This window comes from Bacillus sp. 1735sda2 (assembly GCF_024159245.1).
Lineage (GTDB): Bacteria > Bacillota > Bacilli > Bacillales > Bacillaceae > Bacillus > Bacillus pumilus_O.
This window is the reverse complement of the sequence record NZ_JAMYWZ010000001.1, coordinates 996,433-1,015,526: the sequence shown is the minus strand read 5'-3', so window position 1 is coordinate 1,015,526 and position 19,094 is coordinate 996,433. Positions and strand designations below refer to the sequence as shown.

Below are 19,094 nucleotides of genomic sequence, written 5' to 3'. Positions count from 1 at the left end.
ATAATTCAGCCTCCTTTTTGTGATCACTATATGTGTATGTCGCGCGCAAATTTTTGACTAGACGAATGCCCTTCCATTTGCATTTCTTTTTACTGCGTGTCACAATATGTTATGATACAAGCAATGATAAATAAATTGGAAAGATTAGGAGTGTTTTTTGAATGAAAAAAATGGCTTTAGCAGCTGTAACAGCAGTTAGTGTTTTAACTCTTGGCGCATGCAGTAGCGGTGATAAAGATGTCATCGCAACAACAAAATCAGGAGATGTCACAAAAGAAGAGCTTTATACAACTCTTAAGAAACAAGCAGGTGGAGATGCTTTAAATCTACTTGTTCAACAAAAGGTTCTTGCTGACAAATACAAAGTATCTGATAAAGAAATTGATAAGAAAATGGAAGAATATAAAAAGACACTTGGTGAAGATCGTTTAAAACAACTTCAAGATGAATTCGGAAAAGATTACATCAAAGATCAAGTGAAATATGAGCTGCTGACTCAAAAGGCTGCCAAAGCTAACATCAAAATCACTGATAAAGAAGTAAAAGCGTATTACGATGACCTAAAAGGGAAAATCCGCGCAAGCCATATTCTAGTAGCTGATAAGAAAACAGCTGACGAAGTGGAAAAGAAATTAGATAAAGGTGAAAAATGGGATGCTGTAGTGTCTGAATATTCAACTGATACTGCTTCAGCTGCACAAGGCGGAGATGTAGGCTGGTTCGCAAAAGAAGGTCAAATGGACGAGAACTTCAGTAAAGCTGCATTCAAACTAAAAGTGAATGAAATCAGCAAACCAGTGAAATCACAATTCGGCTACCATATCATTAAAAAGACCGAAGAACGCGGTAAATATGATGACATGAAAGCAGACTTGAAAAAAGAACTACTTGATCAAAAACAAGCAGACACAAATGAAATCCAAACCATCTTAAACAAATTGGTGAAAGATGCAGATGTGAAAGTAAAAGATAAAGAGCTTGAAAACACGTTTAAAGAAAAATCTCAACAACCTGCACAACAACAACAACAAAACCAATAATCACCAAAAACCCCTCTGCCGTGATCAGGCAGAGGGGTTTTTATAACATCTGATTAAGCAATCGAGTGATCTTCATGTGCCGCCGAATCTTGGGATCTTTTCATTTGCTGTCCCTGACGTCTGCGCTCTCTTTCTTGCTCCATTCGCTCGATAAAAATCTCTCCTTCCTTCTCAATAAAGGATTGATCAATCTCTTGCTCCTCTTTGGCCGTTGTCATTAATTTATACGCACAGAAAATAATGCCAATGATACATGCATACACCCACCATGGAAAAAACAACATTTTTTCATCGCCTCCTTTTTTTCAGAACAGCTCTCTTTTCCTTTGTGTTACATGCTTATGCAAAAAGAAGACAAGTTATGAAAAAAACGCCCGCATAAGCGGACGTTCTCACATGATTACTCGTGAAAAGTTGGTTTATAAAATGAACGATTCTCTAACGCAAAAATACGTTCTGTATATTCTCCTGGCTTCACATGCTCAAGCGCACGATCCATCATATTCATCTTCGCATCTAAATTATCAATATAGTGGAGAATTTCGGCTTCCTTCACCATTGGTGGTTTCGGGCTTCCCCACTCACCTTTTCCGTGATGACTTAGTACTAAGTGCTGTAGAATTAAAATTTCTTCTGAATCAATCCCAAGCTCTTCAGCAGCTTTCGCAATTTCTGTCACCATAATTGATATATGACCAATTAAATTCCCTTCCACCGTATAGGTGGTTGAGACTGGGCCTGAAAGCTCTTTGACTTTTCCTAAATCATGAAGAATGATGCCTGAATATAAAAGATCTCGATCTAATGATGGATATAGATCCACAATTGATTTAGCCAAATGCAGCATGGACACTACGTGATAAGCAAGACCAGAAACAAATTCGTGATGGTTTTTTGTCGCTGCTGGATAGTCAGCGAATTCCTGTCCATATTTTTTCAGCAAATGTCTTGTGACACGCTGTATATTAGGGTTTTTCATATCAAAAATATATTGCATAATTGTATCCATCATATCATGCTTTGGAATAGGAGCTGTTTCGAGAAAATCATCAATTCGAATTTGCTCATTTTCAGCAACAGGGCGTATATTCCTAAGTTTCAGCTGATTCCTCCCGCGATAATGATGAATATCGCCAACTACCTTCACAATGGTTTGTGCGGCATAGGTTTGTTCATCATTCTGCTTCGCATCCCATAATTTCGCCTCAATATCTCCACTTTGATCTTGAAGAATTAACGTTAAAAATGGTTTGCCATTACTCGCAATCCCTTTAGTAGATGATTTAATTAATAAATGCAGGTCAACTTGTTCGCCGACATCATAGGTCATGATCCCTTTAGCCATTCAATAAAAGCTCCTTCCATGTTTCTGCTCATATAAGTATAACATAAGTCATTATTTGTCAATCATTCAACTGCTAAACTCGTAACCTGTCCATCTTCTGCTGCTTGCTTCATATGCTCATGACAGGTGAAATAAAACAGCTGTGTTTCAAAACGTGTGAGCTCGTTCATCATCTCCAGCACTCTGCCTAGACGAACGTGATCAAAATGAACAAAGCTGTCATCCATCATAAACGGAAGCTGGCAATCTTGCTGATGAGACAAAGCAAGCGCAAAACGAATCGCCAGATAGACCTGTTCACACGTTGCCTGTGAAAGCTCCTCTGGGCGGAATATTCGTCCATCCATTCTTTTCACCATGAGCAAATCATCTTCAGGTGAAAATAAAATCGCTTCATAACGATCATTTGTTAACGGTTGGATAAAACTAGAGGCTGTGTGAAGCAATGCAGGCAACCTTGTTTCTTTATGCTCATTCAATTTTTCTCGTATGACGGTGCGGACAAGCTGAATGGCAGCCCACTTTTTCGCGAGGTGCTTCGCATGCTCCTGCTCTGCGGTAAGCTGATGAGTCAAATCAGACACTGTTCCAGAAGCTTCTATTTGCCGTATTTCCACCGCTAGTTCTGCTAAACGTTTTTCCGTATTCTCCGCATTCAATTGAACGTCATGAAGGTGCTGCTTTGCTTTGGCACACTCCTCCTCAAGAAGAGGTAGTCCTTTGCGAACAATCCATTCCTCCTCATCAAAACAACCGCTTCTATGAAGCTCTTGATTCAGCTGCTGCAGCTCAGAAAGTCGTTCTCGGTATTCTTTCGATAGATGAGAAAGCACTTGGTAATCTTCTTTGGACTCTGCTTCTACTTGACGAAAAAGCTCATCCGTTTGTTTTTCGTAATATTGAATTTCACCTTCTAGTGTCGTGAGCTGCTGCATCGCATGTTGAATGGATACATGTAATGTCTGGCGTTCTTTTTCTCTTTTCGTCTCATCTTTCAATATCTCTTGAAAGACTGAAATATTCTCCTGAATAGTTCCTTCCTTTTTTTGAAGGATACTGCTTAACGCTGAAACTTTGCGCTCATAAATCGATTGCTGATCGGAGAGCTTTTCTATTTCACGCTGAAACTCGTCATATGCCGCTGTATTCATTTTTAATTGTTTTAGAATATGGAAGGCCTCTACTAGGAAAGAAAGCTCAGACGACAAGCCAAGCTGTCTCTTCTTTTCCTCTACTTGCTGCTGGACAGGCTCGAGCTCTAGCTCCCAGTCTTCATATTGCCGGATGATTCTTTCGTAGAGCAGCTCCTTCTGCCTCATAAGTGTTTCAGCAGAAGCTGCCTGCACTTGAAAGGAATCTAAGGCGTCTTCTCCGTTTCTTTGTTTATTAGAGTTTCTTTGACTGAATGAGTAAATGACAAAGAAGAGAAAAACAGAAAATCCCGCAAATAATAGTGTGATCCACCACTCTGTTAAAAAGAATAGAACAAACAGAAACACCACATCAAATGCGATCAAGCCTTGGAATAGCGACGCCTGTGAATCAATCGGTTTCTTTTTCGATCTTGTATTATTCGCATCATCTTCTGCTCCGTGCAGTTTTACTTGCTGTTCCTTTAACCCTTTTAGAACAGCTTCTGCTTCGTCCAGCTCATGTCTCGCGTGATCAAAACGTTCATCTAACTGCGCCTTTCTGTCCATGAGACGGATGTATTGAGTGACAGTCTCCTTTAATTCCCACTCAAATTCAAGCGAATCGTCGATTTGTTCGAGCTTTATCGGGCGCTCCCACTTTAGCTTTACTTCCGCTTCGTCTATTTTTTGTTTCAATGAATCACGGTTTGCTCGACACTCTGCTATGCGTTTTTTCACAAGCTCAGCATTCGATGCTTCATCTACGACTCTATTCATCTCCATTAAGGTATCCTTGTCATAAAGCGGTTGAACTTGTACGAGTGAGGTTTGCAAATGATCTAACTTCTGTTTCAGTGCAGTTAATTGAGCGTTTTTCGGGTGAAGGTGTGATTCTAGTTTATCAAGCTCATGCTTGGTTTCTGCTCTAAAACGTTTGACTCGGTCTGGAAAGCGGGCTAATTCCTTTTTCAACTCCACTTTTTTCTCAATCATGGGATAGACTTGAATGGATTCAGTCAGTTTCTGAAGGTGTTCTTCCGCTTGTTTCATTTCATTTTGAAGCTTTTCGATCGTCTCCGTTAATTCAGATTGCTCCCGTTTCTTTTCGGTATAGCTACCTTCTACCAATCTCGCTTGTTTCAACTGACCTGTCAGCTCTTTTAAACGATCAAGCTGCTGGTTTAATTCAGGCTTGCGGCCATTTGGTTTAAACAGCTGTTCCTGTTGCTTTAGCAGCCTGCTATCCATCTTGGTGGCTGCATCTGAGCCAAATAAACTTGAGAAAAGTAGAAATTCGCCTATCTGATCCTGGTTTAAGGCTTGGACATTTTGCAGTCCAAACACATCAAACGAATAGATTGATTGATATAATCTGCGATCCGTTCCCTTTAAAAGCGCCTGTAGAAAAGCTTCGTCTTTCACTTCACCATTCGGTAAAAACACCTGTGCATGCCCACCGCGGTCGGATGTTCTCTCAATGTGAATAACGCCAATCTCGTCATCATGACAAGTGAGGGAACCACCATAAAAAGAACCCTGTTTCGACTTGTACATCTTGTTTTTTGGAAAACCAAATAACATCGATTCAATAAACGTTTTCAATGTCGTTTTCCCCGATTCATTCAGACCGTAAACTAGCTGAAAACCGTCATCAGAAAAGTGAAAGGTGCGATTTGAAAATTTACCGAAATGGGCGATATGGAGTGAACGTATTTTCATTGTGCCTCTCCTTTTCTCATAATTGCTTTAGCTGTTCTGTCAGCAGCCTTTGCGCTTCTTCTTTTATATCCATTTCATCCTCTTTTGTGAGCGCTTTTCCTGACTTTCTATAGATTGGATGACGCTTGATTGGTGATAGAAGCTCTTCATAAGCCTCAAACTGTGACATTTCAGCAGTGAGTTCCTTCAAAAAAGAATCTTCTGGATAGGCGACATTCTTATTTGTTTGGCAGTCAATCGATATGACCCAAACGAATACATCTTCATCTTCTTCCTGTTCATGAAGAACGGTCATCAGCTCCTCAAGCAACTCAAGCTGAGTATGCTCAAAGTAAGGAGGTGCCTCACCTGTCAATTCAATTTTCACAAAATGAGGGACACCTTCCTCTTTCAGTTCACTCATTTTGTTATCCACAAGTGTCACAAGATCCGTCATATGAACCGTCTCTGTGATGTCTATTGTAAGTGTCTCAAACATCACATCCGCACAGCTAATAAATTCCGCTGTTTCAGAATCCTCGGAGAGTTGAACAACGTAACAGCCTTTCTCTCCTGTTTCTTTTATATGTCTGCCCTGCATGTTACCAGGATAAATAATCAACGGGTCTTCATGCAGAAGGGCTCTCTTATGTATATGTCCAAGCGCCCAATAATCGAAATCCCGGGAAAGGAGCTGTTCAAGCTGAAAAGGTGCATACGCGTCATGACCTTCTTGTCCAGCTAATGTACCGTGCAGCATCGCAATGTGATAGGCAGCATCTGTCGTTTTGACATAATGAGATGTCATATTTTCATAGACAGCCCGCTCTTTGTAGCTAAACCCATAAATACTCGCGACAAGCTGATCCCCTCGATAATAGGAGAGCTCACTTGGTGTACTACTCGTAAAGACCTGTACATTCTCGGGCCACTCAATCGGTGTCCATTCACCGCCTAAATGATCATGATTCCCATAAATAATAAAGACTTCAATCCCGTGTGTTTGCAGTCTTACAAACTGGTTTCTTAAAAACAGCTGTGCTTTCAAGCTGCGATTGGATTCATCAAATAAATCTCCGCTCAGCAGCACAAAGTCTACTGCCCGCTCAACGGCGAGATCAAAGATGTTCTTAGCACTTTGAAATGTACTTTCTTTGAGCCGCTTAAAGGGTAAGCTAGGGATATTCGACATTCCTACAAATGGACTGTCTAAATGTAAATCTGCGGCATGAATAAAAGTGAGCTTAGTCAAACGTCTATCTCCTTGTCCGATACTGTCATTGTCCATATTTTATCATGCCATTTTTGCGAATGCACGTTCTATAACTCTTATTCTAAAAAACAGATTTTTAAGGGATAAAAAGGAGGTTTTGTCTTATTCTTTGTTTAATTACATAGAAAAGCAGAGGAAAGGAAGTTGAGGAATGGAGAAGACATACTTTTTAACTGTATTTGACCCATCCGGTGAGACTTTATTAAATGAAAAAATCACAACAGATAGTGATGAAAAGGCAAAGGAATTAGGTCGCCATCGCTTATTAGAACAGCAATACACGAAGCATTCTCATCGTCTCGTTGATGATGCAGGCAAGCTGCTTTTATTTGAACGTTAAAAAAGCCGGCATTCGCCCGCCTCACATTATTGGCAAAGGGCTAAAATGATCTTTATTTTAGCCCTTTGTCTTCTTTTCAGCGTAATAGAAAACCTTTGAAGTCTAGGAAGGACGAGCATCGGAGCGGAGCGAATTGAACATTCGTGAGCACCGAAGCAGAGACCTGACACCGAATGCGAGGGTTTGTCTCCACGCTGAAGCCGGCAGTCGCCGGACTTACATTCGTTTATACATTCTGGAATACAGGTCGTCTTTTTTCTAAAAATGCCTGAATGCCTTCCTTATGATCATGGCTTTGCCTCAGTCTTGCCTGTGCTGCCCTCTCCTTTTGAAGAACGGCTAGCAGCTGTGACTCTGACTGCTGGAAATAAATTCGTTTTGTCTCGATAAATGCTTGAAGCGGCATGTTCATAAATGGCTTCACGCATTCTTTTTGATACGCATCGACTTCCTCTTGAAACACGCCGTCTGCAAGGCGCAGCTTTAGCGCTTCTTCAGCAGGAAGCTTTTGTCCACTCCAAATCAATTGTTTCGCGGTTTGTTCACTGACTCTTTTTGTGAGGAAAAAGTGCCCTCCGCCATCTGGAATTAAGCCTACTCCATTAAAATTCATGGCGAGCTTTGCATCTTGATGCATAAACAAGTAGTCACAGCTTAAAGCAAAGCTAAAAGCAAGCCCTGCCGCTGACCCGTGGACAAGAGCAATCGTCACTTTTTTCATACCTGCTAGAGAAAGCGTAATCCCCTCGATCAAATCCATCACTCGATGGAAATCCTCTTCACTTTCCTGCTTTAGCATCATGCCAATATCTCCGCCTGCTGAAAACCCTTTTCCGGCGCCCTTGATCACAACGACTTTTGCACTACTTTCCTCCGCCGCATCACATGCCTCTTTGAATTCAGCAAACATGTCCACATGAAATGAATTGTAAGCATCCGGCCTATTGAAAACGATTTCAAAAATATCCCCATCTAGCTGACAATTGATATATGTCATCATCCATCCCCCTTTTTTTAAACACATGACTTACTTCCATTTCAACCCGAATAATCCCTTTTCCTCAGTTTAAAAAATTTCAGGATTAGTTGATACCAAAACAAGCATAACTGTTAAAACAACAATCTAATGAAAAAGGGCCCTATGTTTGGGCCCTTTTTATCTCTTATTCAAATTGCTGAAAGGCTGTTTCCTTCTTGACTGGCGCTTCTTTGACCCCACGAATGGTTTGAATCACTTTCTGGTTGCGGTAGATGGATAGTTTTAAATTGGTCGCCGCTGTTCCATGAGAGTGATCTAGGTTCGTAAATGTAAAGAAATGATGCGGACGCTTGTCTTTGAACACAAGCCTGAAGTCTTCTGTCACTTTAAAATGCTTTTCACTTTCCCATTCAATTGAAGGTTCATACGCACTGAACCACGCCGGGATATTCGGTGTGTACCCTGTAGCCAATACAGCACGATCTACTGTTATGCTCTTTTCTTTCTTTAACTGCCACTGCTTTAGGTTCAGTTTGAGGGACTGATTCTCCTCCACCTGAATGGCTTCAAGCTCGGTCATGGGTTGAATGATCACAGATGGCTCCTCACCTGAAACAGACCGATGATACAATTCCTGGTAAATACGTGAGAGCGTCGATGCATCTATCCCATTTCTTAATCCAGTCAGCCTAGGCAATGTGTTCATTCGTTCTTCATAAGGAAGTGAATGGAAATACTCGACGTACTTTGGTGTGAACAGCTCCTGACCAAGCTCAGCCGTCTCTAGCTCTCTAAATTCACTAGATCGTGTAAACCAAGAAAGCTGCTGCCCTTTCTTCTGATGCTGGAGCAGGTCTAAGAAGATTTCGGCTGCACTCTGCCCAGAACCAATTACCGTCACCGCCTCAGCTTCTTGAAGTTCTTTCTGCTGGTCTAAATAACGGCTGCTATGGGTCACATAAGGCAGTGCAGCATCAGGTACATCAACCGGAATCATCGGTTTGCTCCCTGTTCCGAGCACGACATGCTTTGCCCGATACTCAGAAAGCGATCCATCCTTTAAGCACCTGACTTTCACAAGATAACCACCTTGGCAGTCCGTCACTTCTTCTACCTTCATCCCAAAATGACAGCTATCTAATTCATGTGCGACCCATGATAAATATTCATTGAATTCTCTTCGTGGAATGTCAAACTGTTCAAATGTATAGAAACGGTGAAGTCTATTTGATTCATGTAAATAATTTAAAAATGTATATCTGCTCCTTGGATTCGCCATCGTCACAAGATCAGCTAAAAAGGAGACTTGTAAATCCGTTCCTTTGATCAGCATGCCAGGATGCCAGGCAAATTCCGTCTCCTGTTCAAAAAAACAGCATGAAACATCTTCATACTCCTCTAACAAAGCCGCCAACCCTAAATTGGCAGGCCCAACCCCAATTCCGATCACATCAATCATATGTACACCTGCTTTAACTTTTTATCACTTATATACCCTTTTACAGATGAAAAAAACACTGCGTCACCGCAGTGTTTAAACGTGAGGAACAAATAATGACTCAAGAAATTGAATTTTCTTCTCAGTATAGTGTTCATAACGGTCATTATACGATTTTGGATCTTTTGGATTGGCATACTGCGTAATTTTTCCTGAACGCGGATCAATGAACTTACTAGCAGCACCGCATCCAATCCCAATGATTGTCTGCACTTCCTCCATAATAATAATATTATATAAACTTTCCTGTCCATCTAATGAGTATCCGACATTTTCAAGGTTCCCTAAGATGTTTTTTTGTCTATATAAATAATAAGGGTGATAGTCATGTGCTTTCGTCCAAGCAACTGCTTCATCCATCATACGTGTGATTTCTTCTCGGTCTGCTACTTGATATTTGTCTTTATTACGCGTCATCTCAGACGCCCTTTTAAAAGAGAGTGTATGCACAGTTAACGATTCAGGCTTAAGTTCTTCAGTCTTATTCAAGGAATGCTGGAATTCCTTGAGCCCTTCTCCTGGCAAACCAATAATTAAGTCCATATTAATGTTATTCATGCCATACTCTCTTGATAAGTGATACTTTTCAATCGTTTCTTCTACACTATGATGCCGGCCAATGGCTTTCAGTGTTTCATTCTCATACGATTGTGGATTGATACTAATTCGATCAATATGATATCGGTTTAACACCTCTAGCTTATCAGGCGAAATCGTATCAGGACGCCCGGCTTCGACAGTCACTTCCCGTATATGTTTCACATCAGGGAACGAGCGATACATTTCTTCATACAGCAAATCCATTTCTTCCGCCGTGATACTCGTCGGCGTACCGCCGCCAAAGTAAACGGTTGTCACTTTGATCCGATGTTCTTTTAGCCAGTCACCAATTTTTTGCATTTCATAATGCAGACCAAACAAAAACGTTCCCACTCTTCCGGCTTGTCCTTTAATTGCATAAGCAGGAAACGTGCAATAAGCGCATTTTGTTGGGCAAAAAGGAATACCAATATAAATACTTACTTCCTGCTGAAGATCATACAGATCCGGAATCGCTTGAAGCTGACGGTCCACAATCTCCTGCATCAAATCGATTTTTTCATCATGAATCAAATAATCACGCTTTAATGCGGCATGCGCATCTTCCTTTGTCATACCTTCTCTCAGCATCTTATGAAGTAATTTTGTAGGACGTATCCCTGTGAGAATACCCCACTTTTGCGTCATTCCTGTGTACTCCTGAAGCAGATGTAAATAAACAGACAGCACTGTGTTTTTGATTTGCTTCCAGCGCTCCTTGTCGTTCAAACCCTCTGGGACGTCTCGCGAAAAACGACTAGTGATGTCTGATCCAGCGATATAACCAGATGCTTTCACTATTCCATTTTCTTCTTCCAAGCTAAACACCATGGTGAAACCATCTTCCAATTCACCTGGATCAAACAGCACTTCACTATCTTCTTCAAATAAATTGGCTATATTGACAAGCGGGCGATGAAATCGATCATCTGACAGCCCTTTAATTAAAATTCGCATCGTATCACCTTTATCTTCAAACTTGTTTCATTTTACAAAATCTATGTAGGAAAAGCAATGACTGGAACAGTTGAAGGCCCTGCCATTTCTTGATTGACAGAGCCTTCGTCTAATTATCGTTTAATATCGAATTGATGTAAAAATCCTTCTCTTTGCTGCATTCTAAAGTATTCTTTGATCATATAAGCGACTCCCTGTTCATCGTGCGAGCGTGTCACCCAATCGGCTTTACGCTTAACAGTATGAGTTGCATTTCCCATCGCAACGCCTAAGCCAGCCAATTCGAGCATTGGGATATCATCTGTTCCATGCCCAATGACCACCGTATCTTCTAAAGTTAAACCTAAAGCTGAGGTCAAAAGAGAAAGCCCTGCTTCTTTCGATACACCTTTGCATACAATATTCATTTTCTCATCACTGATCTGAATAAGATCGACAGATGGAAAAGCTTGTTGAATGGTTTGGTGAATTTCAGGCTGAAGTTCACTGGTTGAATATACTTCAATCACTGGTGTACTAACCGGTTCATCCATCAGCATATCACTTAACGATTCAACAAATTGCACGGGATAGAAAATCGGATCAGACGGATGAATCAACGTCTTTCCCATCAGCTGTGACTGCGTTTTTTTCCGGTTGCCAATCGAGAATTTCTCATGTAGCAAGCGAACATTACAATCAAAGCTTTCAAGAATTTGTACAAGATTAAATGTTTTTTCTTCCGTTAGTTTCTTCACATGAAGTGGCTCATCGAGTTTATTCGCGATAAATGCACCACTATGCGTCACAAGGGTTGACGTTGGAATCTTCAACGCCTTGGCAATTTTTTGTGCGGAACGAAAATGCCGGTTGGTGACAAGTGTCACGTAAACTCCTTTTTTCTTCACGTATTCCACAGCTTCTTTTGTAGCGGAATGGATTTTTCCATTGGAACGAAGTAACGTTCCATCTATATTGAGTGCAAGTAGTTTTTTTGACACTGAGGCATCCCCCTTCTTGATGACTGTACTTACGATGAGGATATGCCCTAGCTTGGTGCTTTAGAACATGCAGTTGAAAGAGCTCTGTCTGTTATGAATCTTTTGCAAATAAAAAAAGCCTACCCCTAGGCTTTTTTTTATGTATGGTTTGGATGCGTCACAATGAGGTGATGAAGCTCCCCATGATCCCCTTATCTTTCACACACCAAAGCATTGCTTATATCAGATCCCCTTATGCTTTGCGTTTCTCCCAGAAGCGCTTCTCTCGTTTGGCTAATCGCCTTAAATCCCAAGTGAAACGCACCCAATTGCCCCATGAGAGCGCTTGTTGAAAGCACTTTCAATATAAGTATTATCGCAGAATTTATGAGCTTCGACAACCTTTTTTTGAAAAGTTAGACAGGGAACTTGTTAAATAAAAAAAGGGCGAATATCATCGCCCTTTTCATTAATTTTCTTCTGGATTCCCATAAAGCTCTTCAAGAGGCTTCATGATCACTTTATTTAATTCTCCGATGAGAACACTCACACGTTGTTCTGCTTCCATCAACTGAGAGATTTTATCGTGCTGTTGAACAAGTGCCACTGTTTTTTGTGCTTGCTCCACTTCTTCTTGTGTGATCTCTTGACCAGTCATTTGCTTTTGTTGAAGGTTTACTTGAATGTCACGGAAGTTCTCGAACATTCTTTTAGAGGACTCATCCGCGTTAACCTCATCATAAAGATTTTTTAGAGTTGAGTATTCTTCGCTATGACGCAGTGCTTTTTCAAGGTCATATGCAACATCATAAACATTTACAGACATGTTATGTCTCCTTTCTATCCGTTATCACCGATATGATCGGCGGACACCACTCCACTATAACAAACTATGGCTTTCGTTTCACATATATACAACGAATTCATGAAATTTTCTCTAGTCTGTTTTAAAAGAGCGTGACAAAGATTGCTTGGATTGCGCCGATTAATCCTCCTAAAAAACCGCCTAAAAACGTGATCATCTTAAGTTCATTGTTGGAAATGCTAATGACAAGCTCCTCCATTTTTTTAAGCGGAAAAAGTTCAATCTGCTCACGAATGATATCTTCAAACTTGAGCTTTGCGAGCAGTCCCTCTAATGCATTTGATGCTGCTTTAATTCCCTTATCGACAAGCACTGGTGCCAAGTATATTTTGAGATCAACAGCTACTTCACTGACATAAGATCCAACTGGCTTGTCCAATATCACCTTTGTAGAGAAGTGTGAAAGCAATTGCTTTTTCACACTATAAGCAAGCTCCTTTACATTCCATTTATCATCCAGTTCCTGAAGTGAAAATTGTTTCACCTTTTCCCATTCCTGAACTAGTAAATCTGTTAAGAACTTCTTTGTTTCTGCATTTCTTAAAAACTTAATGATTTCAGGATGTACTCGGTCAATTAAGCTTGAATTTCCTAAAAACATTTGAACCATACCGCCAAGCATGCCTCGTTCCTTTAAGAAATCATCAATCATATTGCCAAGCCTCGCTTTACCTTCTTCACTTTCAAAGTAATGAATGCCTCTCTTTAAAATATAATCTGCTGCATCTGGAATTTTTGACGAAATTTTGTTTTCCACTTCTAATGGGAGTAACTCAGATAACGTTTGCTCGTTATATTTTTTTAGCAGTGAAGCGAGCTTCCGATCAGACCAATGATGAAGCCATTCATCTGCTTTGACGTCAGCATGTGATACACCGAATCTTTCTAACAAAGAGAGCACTGTAATCTCCATGTCAGCGCCTTTGTCAATCAATCGATGGACTGTATGCAAGATCTCCTGCTTTGCCTCAGATGATTCAAATCTCTTTTGAATACCTTCTGGTGTGAGCAAATGCTCCATAACCAAGACTCCAACTTGCTTCGCTACTTCATCTCTTCTTTTAGGAATGAGCCCCGGTGTAAAAGGAAGCTGTTTCCCGAATAAGTAATACGGCTTATAAGGGCGAAAAAGCATTTTAATCGCAAGATGGTTTGTCGCTGCTCCTATAACGGCTCCTATAACAATCATAAAGAGAAACGTTGTGAATATATTCAAAGTCGTCATCTACCTTTCAAACAACACCCGATGTTTATTGGTTTAATCTATTCGTATTATAGTTCTTGTCATGTCCTCAAGCAAATGAAGCATGCTGCTAGACATATGATCAATTGATCTATCGTAATGATAAAGGAACGCAATCTTTATGTAAAATCGTGAAAAAGTGTTTTTCTGCTGTTAAAAAAAGAAGTTGAAAAGAAGGTGTTTTTTAATGACATCAACATTAGGTATTGTGACTCTTTCTCCGAAGTATGAAGAGGCATTCACTCGTGGGCTAGCCAAAGCTGCCCCTGCTTATGGTTTAAAGGTTGTTCGTTTTACACCATTTGATTTAAAGCCAGCTTCAAATATGATACAAGGTCAAACTTTTACGGATGGTCAAGGATTCGCAGCAGCAGAATTTGAGATTCCTGACTTGATTTACGATCGATGCCTTTACAAGCATGACGCACAATCTAAAAAAGCAAAACCAATCATGGAATGGCTGAAAAAGTATCCGAAAACAGATTTTCTAAATACAGGTATTTCAAATAAAATGATGCTATTCGAGCAGCTCCGCCTTCTCCCATCTTTGCAGCCATATTTACCTGTCTGCTCATTATTAAAAGACCCATCAGACCTTCTTAGCATGTTAAGGAAAGACGGTTATTGTAAAATGCAGCCGCTCTCTCAACACCATGCAACATCTACTTACTTCATATTCTTAAAAGACAACACTTTCACTGTTCAGCAAAATCCTGGGCAAGTCATCACATTTTCGCGTCCATCAGATATAGAGCGCTGGTGCGAAAAGTATGTAGGCCGATATTTCCTTCAATTTTTCCAGACGAGTGATCAAAAAGACTTTTTATTCAATGAAATAAGGATTTTCCTGATGAAAGATTCACAAAATCAATGGAATCGCATAGGGATTCACACAAAATTACCTGCAGAAAATAGTCATTTAAGCATTACACAAAAAACAGCCTCCATGATAGGCTTTGATCACTATATCAATACCTTGCAACCGCACATCAGAGAGCTTCTTTTAGATGATATAGCATCTATTCAAGCATTTCTGCCAGCATATATAGATAAAACCTTTTCTCCTTGCTTTGAATTCGCTGTAGACTTACTCCATACAAGGGAAGGCAGGCTTTTTATATCAAATATAAGATCAAAGCCAGGTCGATCCGCTTTTTTAAAAGCTTATCCTGACAAGGAAAATGAATTGATTCGTACCATTCTTGCACATGCTCAATCGATGAAGTCACAACCGAAGGAGGTTTCTCGTGAACAAAAATCGTTGCATCATCGCCACTCATCCCGCAAGTGAAAAAACAATTCATCTTCCCGTCCATTTTAAACAGCAGGAGGTGATCTATTCTCTTGCTTTAGGTTCTCGTCTAGTAGATGACTTCACCGTTTCCTATCATCAACATCCAAATAAAATTTTATTATCAGAAGATCTATATAAAGATTTACTCATTCCTTATCAATCAAGAGCTGATGTGATCGCCATCGATCATACCTTGTTTATAGGGCCGCTGCTTGGTATTTTCACCGCAGGTTTTGAGAAAAGCACGCAGCCACTAGGAACGAGATCAGATTTTTTTATTAACCTGCTGCACTCTTTCAAACAGCATGTCGGTTTTGCCTATCTTTTTGGTACTCATTCGATTGACTGGGATAAAGGAATAGTTGAAGGATTGTTGTATCAACAGAAAACATGGATTAAAAAAAAGATGCCCTTGCCCTCAGTCATTTACGATCGTCTTCCAAATAGAAAGGCAGCTCAGTCAGCATTCGTTCAAGAAACAAAACGCAAACTCACGCAAGACTATGACATTCCTTGGTTCAACCCTTCTTTTTTTAATAAATGGGATATTCATGAACAATTGTTAACAGATGAAAAAACATGTCCTTTTCTTCCCCATTCCATACAATTGGATCCGGTAGACGCTCTTAATAAAATAGAAACACTCCTCCATCTACATGAGGTCATTTACTTAAAACCGTCAAATGGAAGTCATGGCGACGGTATTTATCAATTAAACAAAACGACTTATGGAATCACTGTAAGCTCAAATCAAGGAAGGGCTGTTCCATTTGACTCAGTAGAGCACTTCGTGACCAATCTTCGGAAGGACCATGCAATTCAAGACTTTATGGCTCAACAAGGCATAGCACTACTACAAATAGACAATCAACCAATGGATTTCAGAGTTCATACCAATAAAAATAAGTACGGTCATTGGACAGTCACGGCAGCAGTAGCAAAAATATCTGGCCATCACACCGTCACGACTCATCATTCATATGGCGGTACGGTGAAAACTCTATATGATGTTTTTCCAGAAAAGAAGACGCGTTTAAAAATGTTAGAGCAGCTTTCTTATACTGCCATTACACTTAGCCAAGTCATTGATGAAAAAGTGTCCGGTCATATTGGTGAAATCGGTTTTGATTTAGGCATTGACCAGACAGGAGCTATCTGGATGTTTGAAGCCAATTCTCGACCTGGCCGCGATGTTTTCCAGCATGTCTCATTGCGAAACTCAGAAAGACTGATCGGAAAAAATTTGATGGATTACGCAGCTTACCTTTCACAAACAGACTTAACAACTTCAGATTACACTAACGTCTACTGACTGTTTTTGTTTTAAATGATGATGTTATGAAATCTATGCTTTTCCTATGCTCTTTTCATCAGATGAGATACAATAAAATCAAGTTCAAGGTTGTTTCCGTATTGTCGTGTTTATTTATTGGTTCATCAATAAAAGCAAGGAGGCAATAATGATATGATTTCTCATTTTCAATGGAAACCTCTCTTTAAAAAAGCACAATTGCCAGGGTGGAAAATATCCTTTTTTCACAATGGTGCACACTACGAAGGTATCTACCACAAAACAGGTGATATTGAATGGGGCTCTCAGCTTCCGCCCCATGAAGTCGAACCAACCTTAAAAGAAGAAATCCACGAATTAATGCTGTTCCATGTCTATGATTAAACTGTTTAAGGAGCTTCGCCATGTTAGAAAAATTAAAGCATGTTTACGGAGAGCATATCATCAGCTCCCCTACAAATGATCATCAAATTCTTTGGTATCAAACAGACGAAGGCGAATTATTTGGAGTAGACAAATCAAAGCTTACAGCAAGAGAAATAATTCTTCTCAATACTTTCCTTACACCAATTGATCTATCTCATACAAAGCAAACTGAGGATGAACAAAAATGGTACAGCTATCTATTCGATAACACATCACTAACTGTACAGCACCCCGTCCGTGTGTATTATTTTAAAATGTCCCATCAAGCTGAACAAAGGCAGCAAATAAAAGAGGCTGTGGTCCACAGCCTCGAACATACTCATTTCATTTGGACAGGCGCTGATACAGCGATGCTGATTCAAACAAACGCTACATCAGAAAACAGTCAGTTAGAACTGCTATATGATTTGTCTCTAGCCATTACAAGTGACTTTTTAACAGACTCAGTCTTTTTACAAGGACAGCTCCATTTGCCAAATGAACATTTACAGAAGAAATTGTTAAATGAACAGCAGCTTGTGTTGGACCATATGCAGCGAGGCAAGGTTAGGTCAGGGATTAGCACATTTTATCAATGTCTGCCCTCACTGTTGCGTTACGATGAACCCATCCTCTCTCATGCCATTTCAGATGCTTTTAAAGAGGCGATTCTTGATCGGGATGTTTACCGTACCCTCATGACTTATATGCAATGTAACTTAAATGCATCTAAGGCAGCAAAAGCTTTATATGTTCACAGAAACAGCCTTCAATATCGAATCGATAAATTTATTGAGCGCACAGCAATTGATATACGACATTTTCCAGAAGCATCTGCTGTTTATTTTATGATGAATCTTCTCGACGTTTCATAACAATCAGTGACATGAGCACCCTGCCCAAAAATGAAAATGAGATGTTGTGCACGTTGTCCATTTACAGACACTTCCCCATTTTATACACTTTATATACAAGTGAAGCGCTTTCAATAAATGAATGGGGAGGTTATCATCTATGGCTGAAATGATGCTTAATCAAATTTATAAAGTGTACGATAACAAGGTAACAGCAGTAGACAACTTTAATCTACATATAGAAGATAAAGAATTTATTGTGTTTGTTGGTCCATCTGGTTGCGGAAAATCAACAACCCTTCGCATGATTGCAGGGCTTGAAGAGATTTCACAAGGGGATTTTCTTTTAGATGGAAAACGGATGAATGATGTAGCACCAAAAGACCGGGATATCGCAATGGTTTTCCAAAATTACGCATTATATCCTCACATGAATGTATACGATAATATGGCTTTTGGATTAAAGTTGCGAAAATTCCCGAAATCAGAAATTGATGAGCGGGTTCGAAATGCCGCTAAAATATTAGGGCTTGAGCAATATTTAGACAGGAAACCAAAAGCGCTGTCCGGCGGTCAAAGACAACGTGTTGCACTCGGTAGAGCAATTGTGCGTGATGCAAAGGTCTTTCTTTTGGATGAGCCGCTTTCTAATTTAGATGCAAAACTTCGCGTTCAAATGCGTGCTGAAATATCTAAGCTTCATCAACGTCTGCAAACGACATTTATCTATGTCACACATGATCAGACTGAAGCAATGACAATGGCTACTCGTCTTGTCGTAATGAAAGATGGCTTTATTCAGCAGGTTGGAGCGCCGAAGGATGTATATGAAAATCCAGAGAATGTATTTGTAGGTGGATTCATTGGCTCTCCTGCGATGAATTTTTTCACAGGAAAGCTCTCTGACGGTGCCATTGCAGTTGGAAAAACGCATATACGTGTACCAGAAGGAAAGATGAAGGTATTACGCAGCCAAGGTTATATCGGAAAAGAGATCATCCTTGGAATCAGACCAGAAGATTTTCATGATGAACCCGTGTTTATAGAAGCATCTGAGGGCACAAAGATCAATGCGAGCGTAGAAGTTGCTGAATTAATGGGAGCAGAAACGATGCTTTACTCTTCTCTCGATGGTCAATCTTTTATTGCACGTGTTGATTCTCGTACCGATGTTCAGGCTGGACAATCTATACCTCTTGCCATCGATATGAACAAAGCCCACTTCTTTGACTCGGATACGGAGCTCCGCATTCGTTCCGCTGAATAAAGAAATATATGCAGTGCCATCACTCATGATTGAGTGATGGTTTTTTTGCATGTTGAACAACATTTACCATGTCC

Annotated in this window: 17 protein-coding genes; 7 read left to right on the top strand and 10 right to left on the bottom strand. The window is 40.2% G+C overall.

Going from position 1 to position 19,094, the window contains the following annotated elements:
- Positions 1–161: 161 nt before the first annotated feature.
- Entirely contained in the window at positions 162–1,040 is an 879-nt protein-coding gene (locus NKR21_RS05130; protein ID WP_012009449.1) for a peptidylprolyl isomerase, read from the top strand.
- Between the two features lie 53 nt (positions 1,041–1,093).
- Here NKR21_RS05130 and NKR21_RS05125 read toward each other — a convergent pair whose 3' ends face one another.
- From NKR21_RS05125 to NKR21_RS05110, 4 genes are all read right to left on the bottom strand, one after another.
- Positions 1,094–1,324, bottom strand: a complete 231-nt coding sequence (locus NKR21_RS05125; RefSeq protein WP_012009448.1) for a sporulation YhaL family protein — start codon at positions 1,322–1,324, stop codon at positions 1,094–1,096.
- A 116-nt stretch (positions 1,325–1,440) separates the two neighbouring features.
- Entirely contained in the window at positions 1,441–2,385 is a 945-nt protein-coding gene (gene yhaM / locus NKR21_RS05120) for a 3'-5' exoribonuclease YhaM (RefSeq protein WP_003211952.1), read from the bottom strand.
- Between the two features lie 62 nt (positions 2,386–2,447).
- Positions 2,448–5,237 carry an ATP-binding protein gene (locus tag NKR21_RS05115; protein ID WP_144456149.1) on the bottom strand — a complete coding sequence of 930 codons (2,790 nt, stop codon included), beginning with the start codon at positions 5,235–5,237 and terminating at the stop codon, positions 2,448–2,450.
- Positions 5,238–5,253: 16 nt separating this feature from the next.
- On the bottom strand, positions 5,254–6,468 hold the full coding sequence (locus NKR21_RS05110; protein ID WP_144456151.1) for a metallophosphoesterase family protein: 1,215 nt from the start codon (positions 6,466–6,468) through the stop codon (positions 5,254–5,256).
- Positions 6,469–6,640: 172 nt separating this feature from the next.
- Here NKR21_RS05110 and NKR21_RS05105 point away from each other — a divergent pair, with 172 nt between their 5' ends.
- Positions 6,641–6,829, top strand: a complete 189-nt coding sequence (locus tag NKR21_RS05105; protein WP_012009445.1) for a YhzD family protein — start codon at positions 6,641–6,643, stop codon at positions 6,827–6,829.
- Positions 6,830–7,055: 226 nt separating this feature from the next.
- Here the strand turns inward: NKR21_RS05105 and NKR21_RS05100 are convergent, their stop codons facing one another.
- From NKR21_RS05100 to NKR21_RS05075, 6 genes are all read right to left on the bottom strand, one after another.
- Entirely contained in the window at positions 7,056–7,829 is a 774-nt protein-coding gene (locus tag NKR21_RS05100; RefSeq protein WP_119124639.1) for an enoyl-CoA hydratase, read from the bottom strand.
- A gap of 163 nt (positions 7,830–7,992) precedes the next feature.
- Positions 7,993–9,267, bottom strand: coding sequence for a lysine N(6)-hydroxylase/L-ornithine N(5)-oxygenase family protein (locus tag NKR21_RS05095; protein WP_144456153.1), 1,275 nt, complete (start codon positions 9,265–9,267; stop codon positions 7,993–7,995).
- 75 nt (positions 9,268–9,342) lie between these two features.
- Complete coding sequence (locus tag NKR21_RS05090) at positions 9,343–10,842, bottom strand: coproporphyrinogen III oxidase (RefSeq protein ID WP_144456155.1); 1,500 nt, start codon at positions 10,840–10,842, stop codon at positions 9,343–9,345.
- A gap of 113 nt (positions 10,843–10,955) precedes the next feature.
- On the bottom strand, positions 10,956–11,822 hold the full coding sequence (locus NKR21_RS05085) for a Cof-type HAD-IIB family hydrolase (protein ID WP_012009441.1): 867 nt from the start codon (positions 11,820–11,822) through the stop codon (positions 10,956–10,958).
- Positions 11,823–12,270: 448 nt separating this feature from the next.
- Complete coding sequence (locus tag NKR21_RS05080; protein ID WP_012009440.1) at positions 12,271–12,627, bottom strand: YlbF/YmcA family competence regulator; 357 nt, start codon at positions 12,625–12,627, stop codon at positions 12,271–12,273.
- Between the two features lie 121 nt (positions 12,628–12,748).
- Positions 12,749–13,882, bottom strand: coding sequence for a DUF445 domain-containing protein (locus tag NKR21_RS05075; RefSeq protein ID WP_012009439.1), 1,134 nt, complete (start codon positions 13,880–13,882; stop codon positions 12,749–12,751).
- A gap of 214 nt (positions 13,883–14,096) precedes the next feature.
- Here NKR21_RS05075 and NKR21_RS05070 point away from each other — a divergent pair, with 214 nt between their 5' ends.
- From NKR21_RS05070 to NKR21_RS05050, 5 genes are all read left to right on the top strand, one after another.
- Entirely contained in the window at positions 14,097–15,200 is a 1,104-nt protein-coding gene (locus NKR21_RS05070) for a YheC/YheD family protein (protein ID WP_012009438.1), read from the top strand.
- Complete coding sequence (locus NKR21_RS05065; protein WP_119124637.1) at positions 15,157–16,515, top strand: YheC/YheD family endospore coat-associated protein; 1,359 nt, start codon at positions 15,157–15,159, stop codon at positions 16,513–16,515. The genes NKR21_RS05070 and NKR21_RS05065 overlap by 44 nt, the downstream gene beginning before the upstream one ends.
- 153 nt (positions 16,516–16,668) lie before the next feature.
- Complete coding sequence (locus tag NKR21_RS05060) at positions 16,669–16,878, top strand: YheE family protein (RefSeq protein WP_003211787.1); 210 nt, start codon at positions 16,669–16,671, stop codon at positions 16,876–16,878.
- 20 nt (positions 16,879–16,898) lie between these two features.
- On the top strand, positions 16,899–17,774 hold the full coding sequence (locus tag NKR21_RS05055) for a helix-turn-helix domain-containing protein (RefSeq protein WP_012009436.1): 876 nt from the start codon (positions 16,899–16,901) through the stop codon (positions 17,772–17,774).
- 139 nt (positions 17,775–17,913) lie between these two features.
- Positions 17,914–19,020 (top strand): ABC transporter ATP-binding protein, encoded by a 1,107-nt coding sequence (locus tag NKR21_RS05050; protein WP_012009435.1) that lies wholly within the window; start codon positions 17,914–17,916, stop codon positions 19,018–19,020.
- Positions 19,021–19,094: the final 74 nt, after the last annotated feature.

Bases quoted from the DNA above. Each gene is read 5' to 3' on its own strand.
- NKR21_RS05105 (WP_012009445.1), top strand. From the start codon at position 6,641: ATGGAGAAGACATACTTTTTAACTGTATTTGACCCATCCGGTGAGACT.
- yhaM (WP_003211952.1), bottom strand. From the start codon at position 2,385: ATGGCTAAAGGGATCATGACCTATGATGTCGGCGAACAAGTTGACCTG.
- NKR21_RS05070 (WP_012009438.1), top strand. From the start codon at position 14,097: ATGACATCAACATTAGGTATTGTGACTCTTTCTCCGAAGTATGAAGAG.
- NKR21_RS05100 (WP_119124639.1), bottom strand. From the start codon at position 7,829: ATGATGACATATATCAATTGTCAGCTAGATGGGGATATTTTTGAAATC.
- NKR21_RS05130 (WP_012009449.1), top strand. From the start codon at position 162: ATGAAAAAAATGGCTTTAGCAGCTGTAACAGCAGTTAGTGTTTTAACT.
- NKR21_RS05090 (WP_144456155.1), bottom strand. From the start codon at position 10,842: ATGCGAATTTTAATTAAAGGGCTGTCAGATGATCGATTTCATCGCCCG.
- NKR21_RS05050 (WP_012009435.1), top strand. From the start codon at position 17,914: ATGGCTGAAATGATGCTTAATCAAATTTATAAAGTGTACGATAACAAG.
- NKR21_RS05115 (WP_144456149.1), bottom strand. From the start codon at position 5,237: ATGAAAATACGTTCACTCCATATCGCCCATTTCGGTAAATTTTCAAAT.
- NKR21_RS05125 (WP_012009448.1), bottom strand. From the start codon at position 1,324: ATGTTGTTTTTTCCATGGTGGGTGTATGCATGTATCATTGGCATTATT.
- NKR21_RS05060 (WP_003211787.1), top strand. From the start codon at position 16,669: ATGATTTCTCATTTTCAATGGAAACCTCTCTTTAAAAAAGCACAATTG.
- NKR21_RS05055 (WP_012009436.1), top strand. From the start codon at position 16,899: ATGTTAGAAAAATTAAAGCATGTTTACGGAGAGCATATCATCAGCTCC.
- NKR21_RS05095 (WP_144456153.1), bottom strand. From the start codon at position 9,267: ATGATTGATGTGATCGGAATTGGGGTTGGGCCTGCCAATTTAGGGTTG.
- NKR21_RS05080 (WP_012009440.1), bottom strand. From the start codon at position 12,627: ATGTCTGTAAATGTTTATGATGTTGCATATGACCTTGAAAAAGCACTG.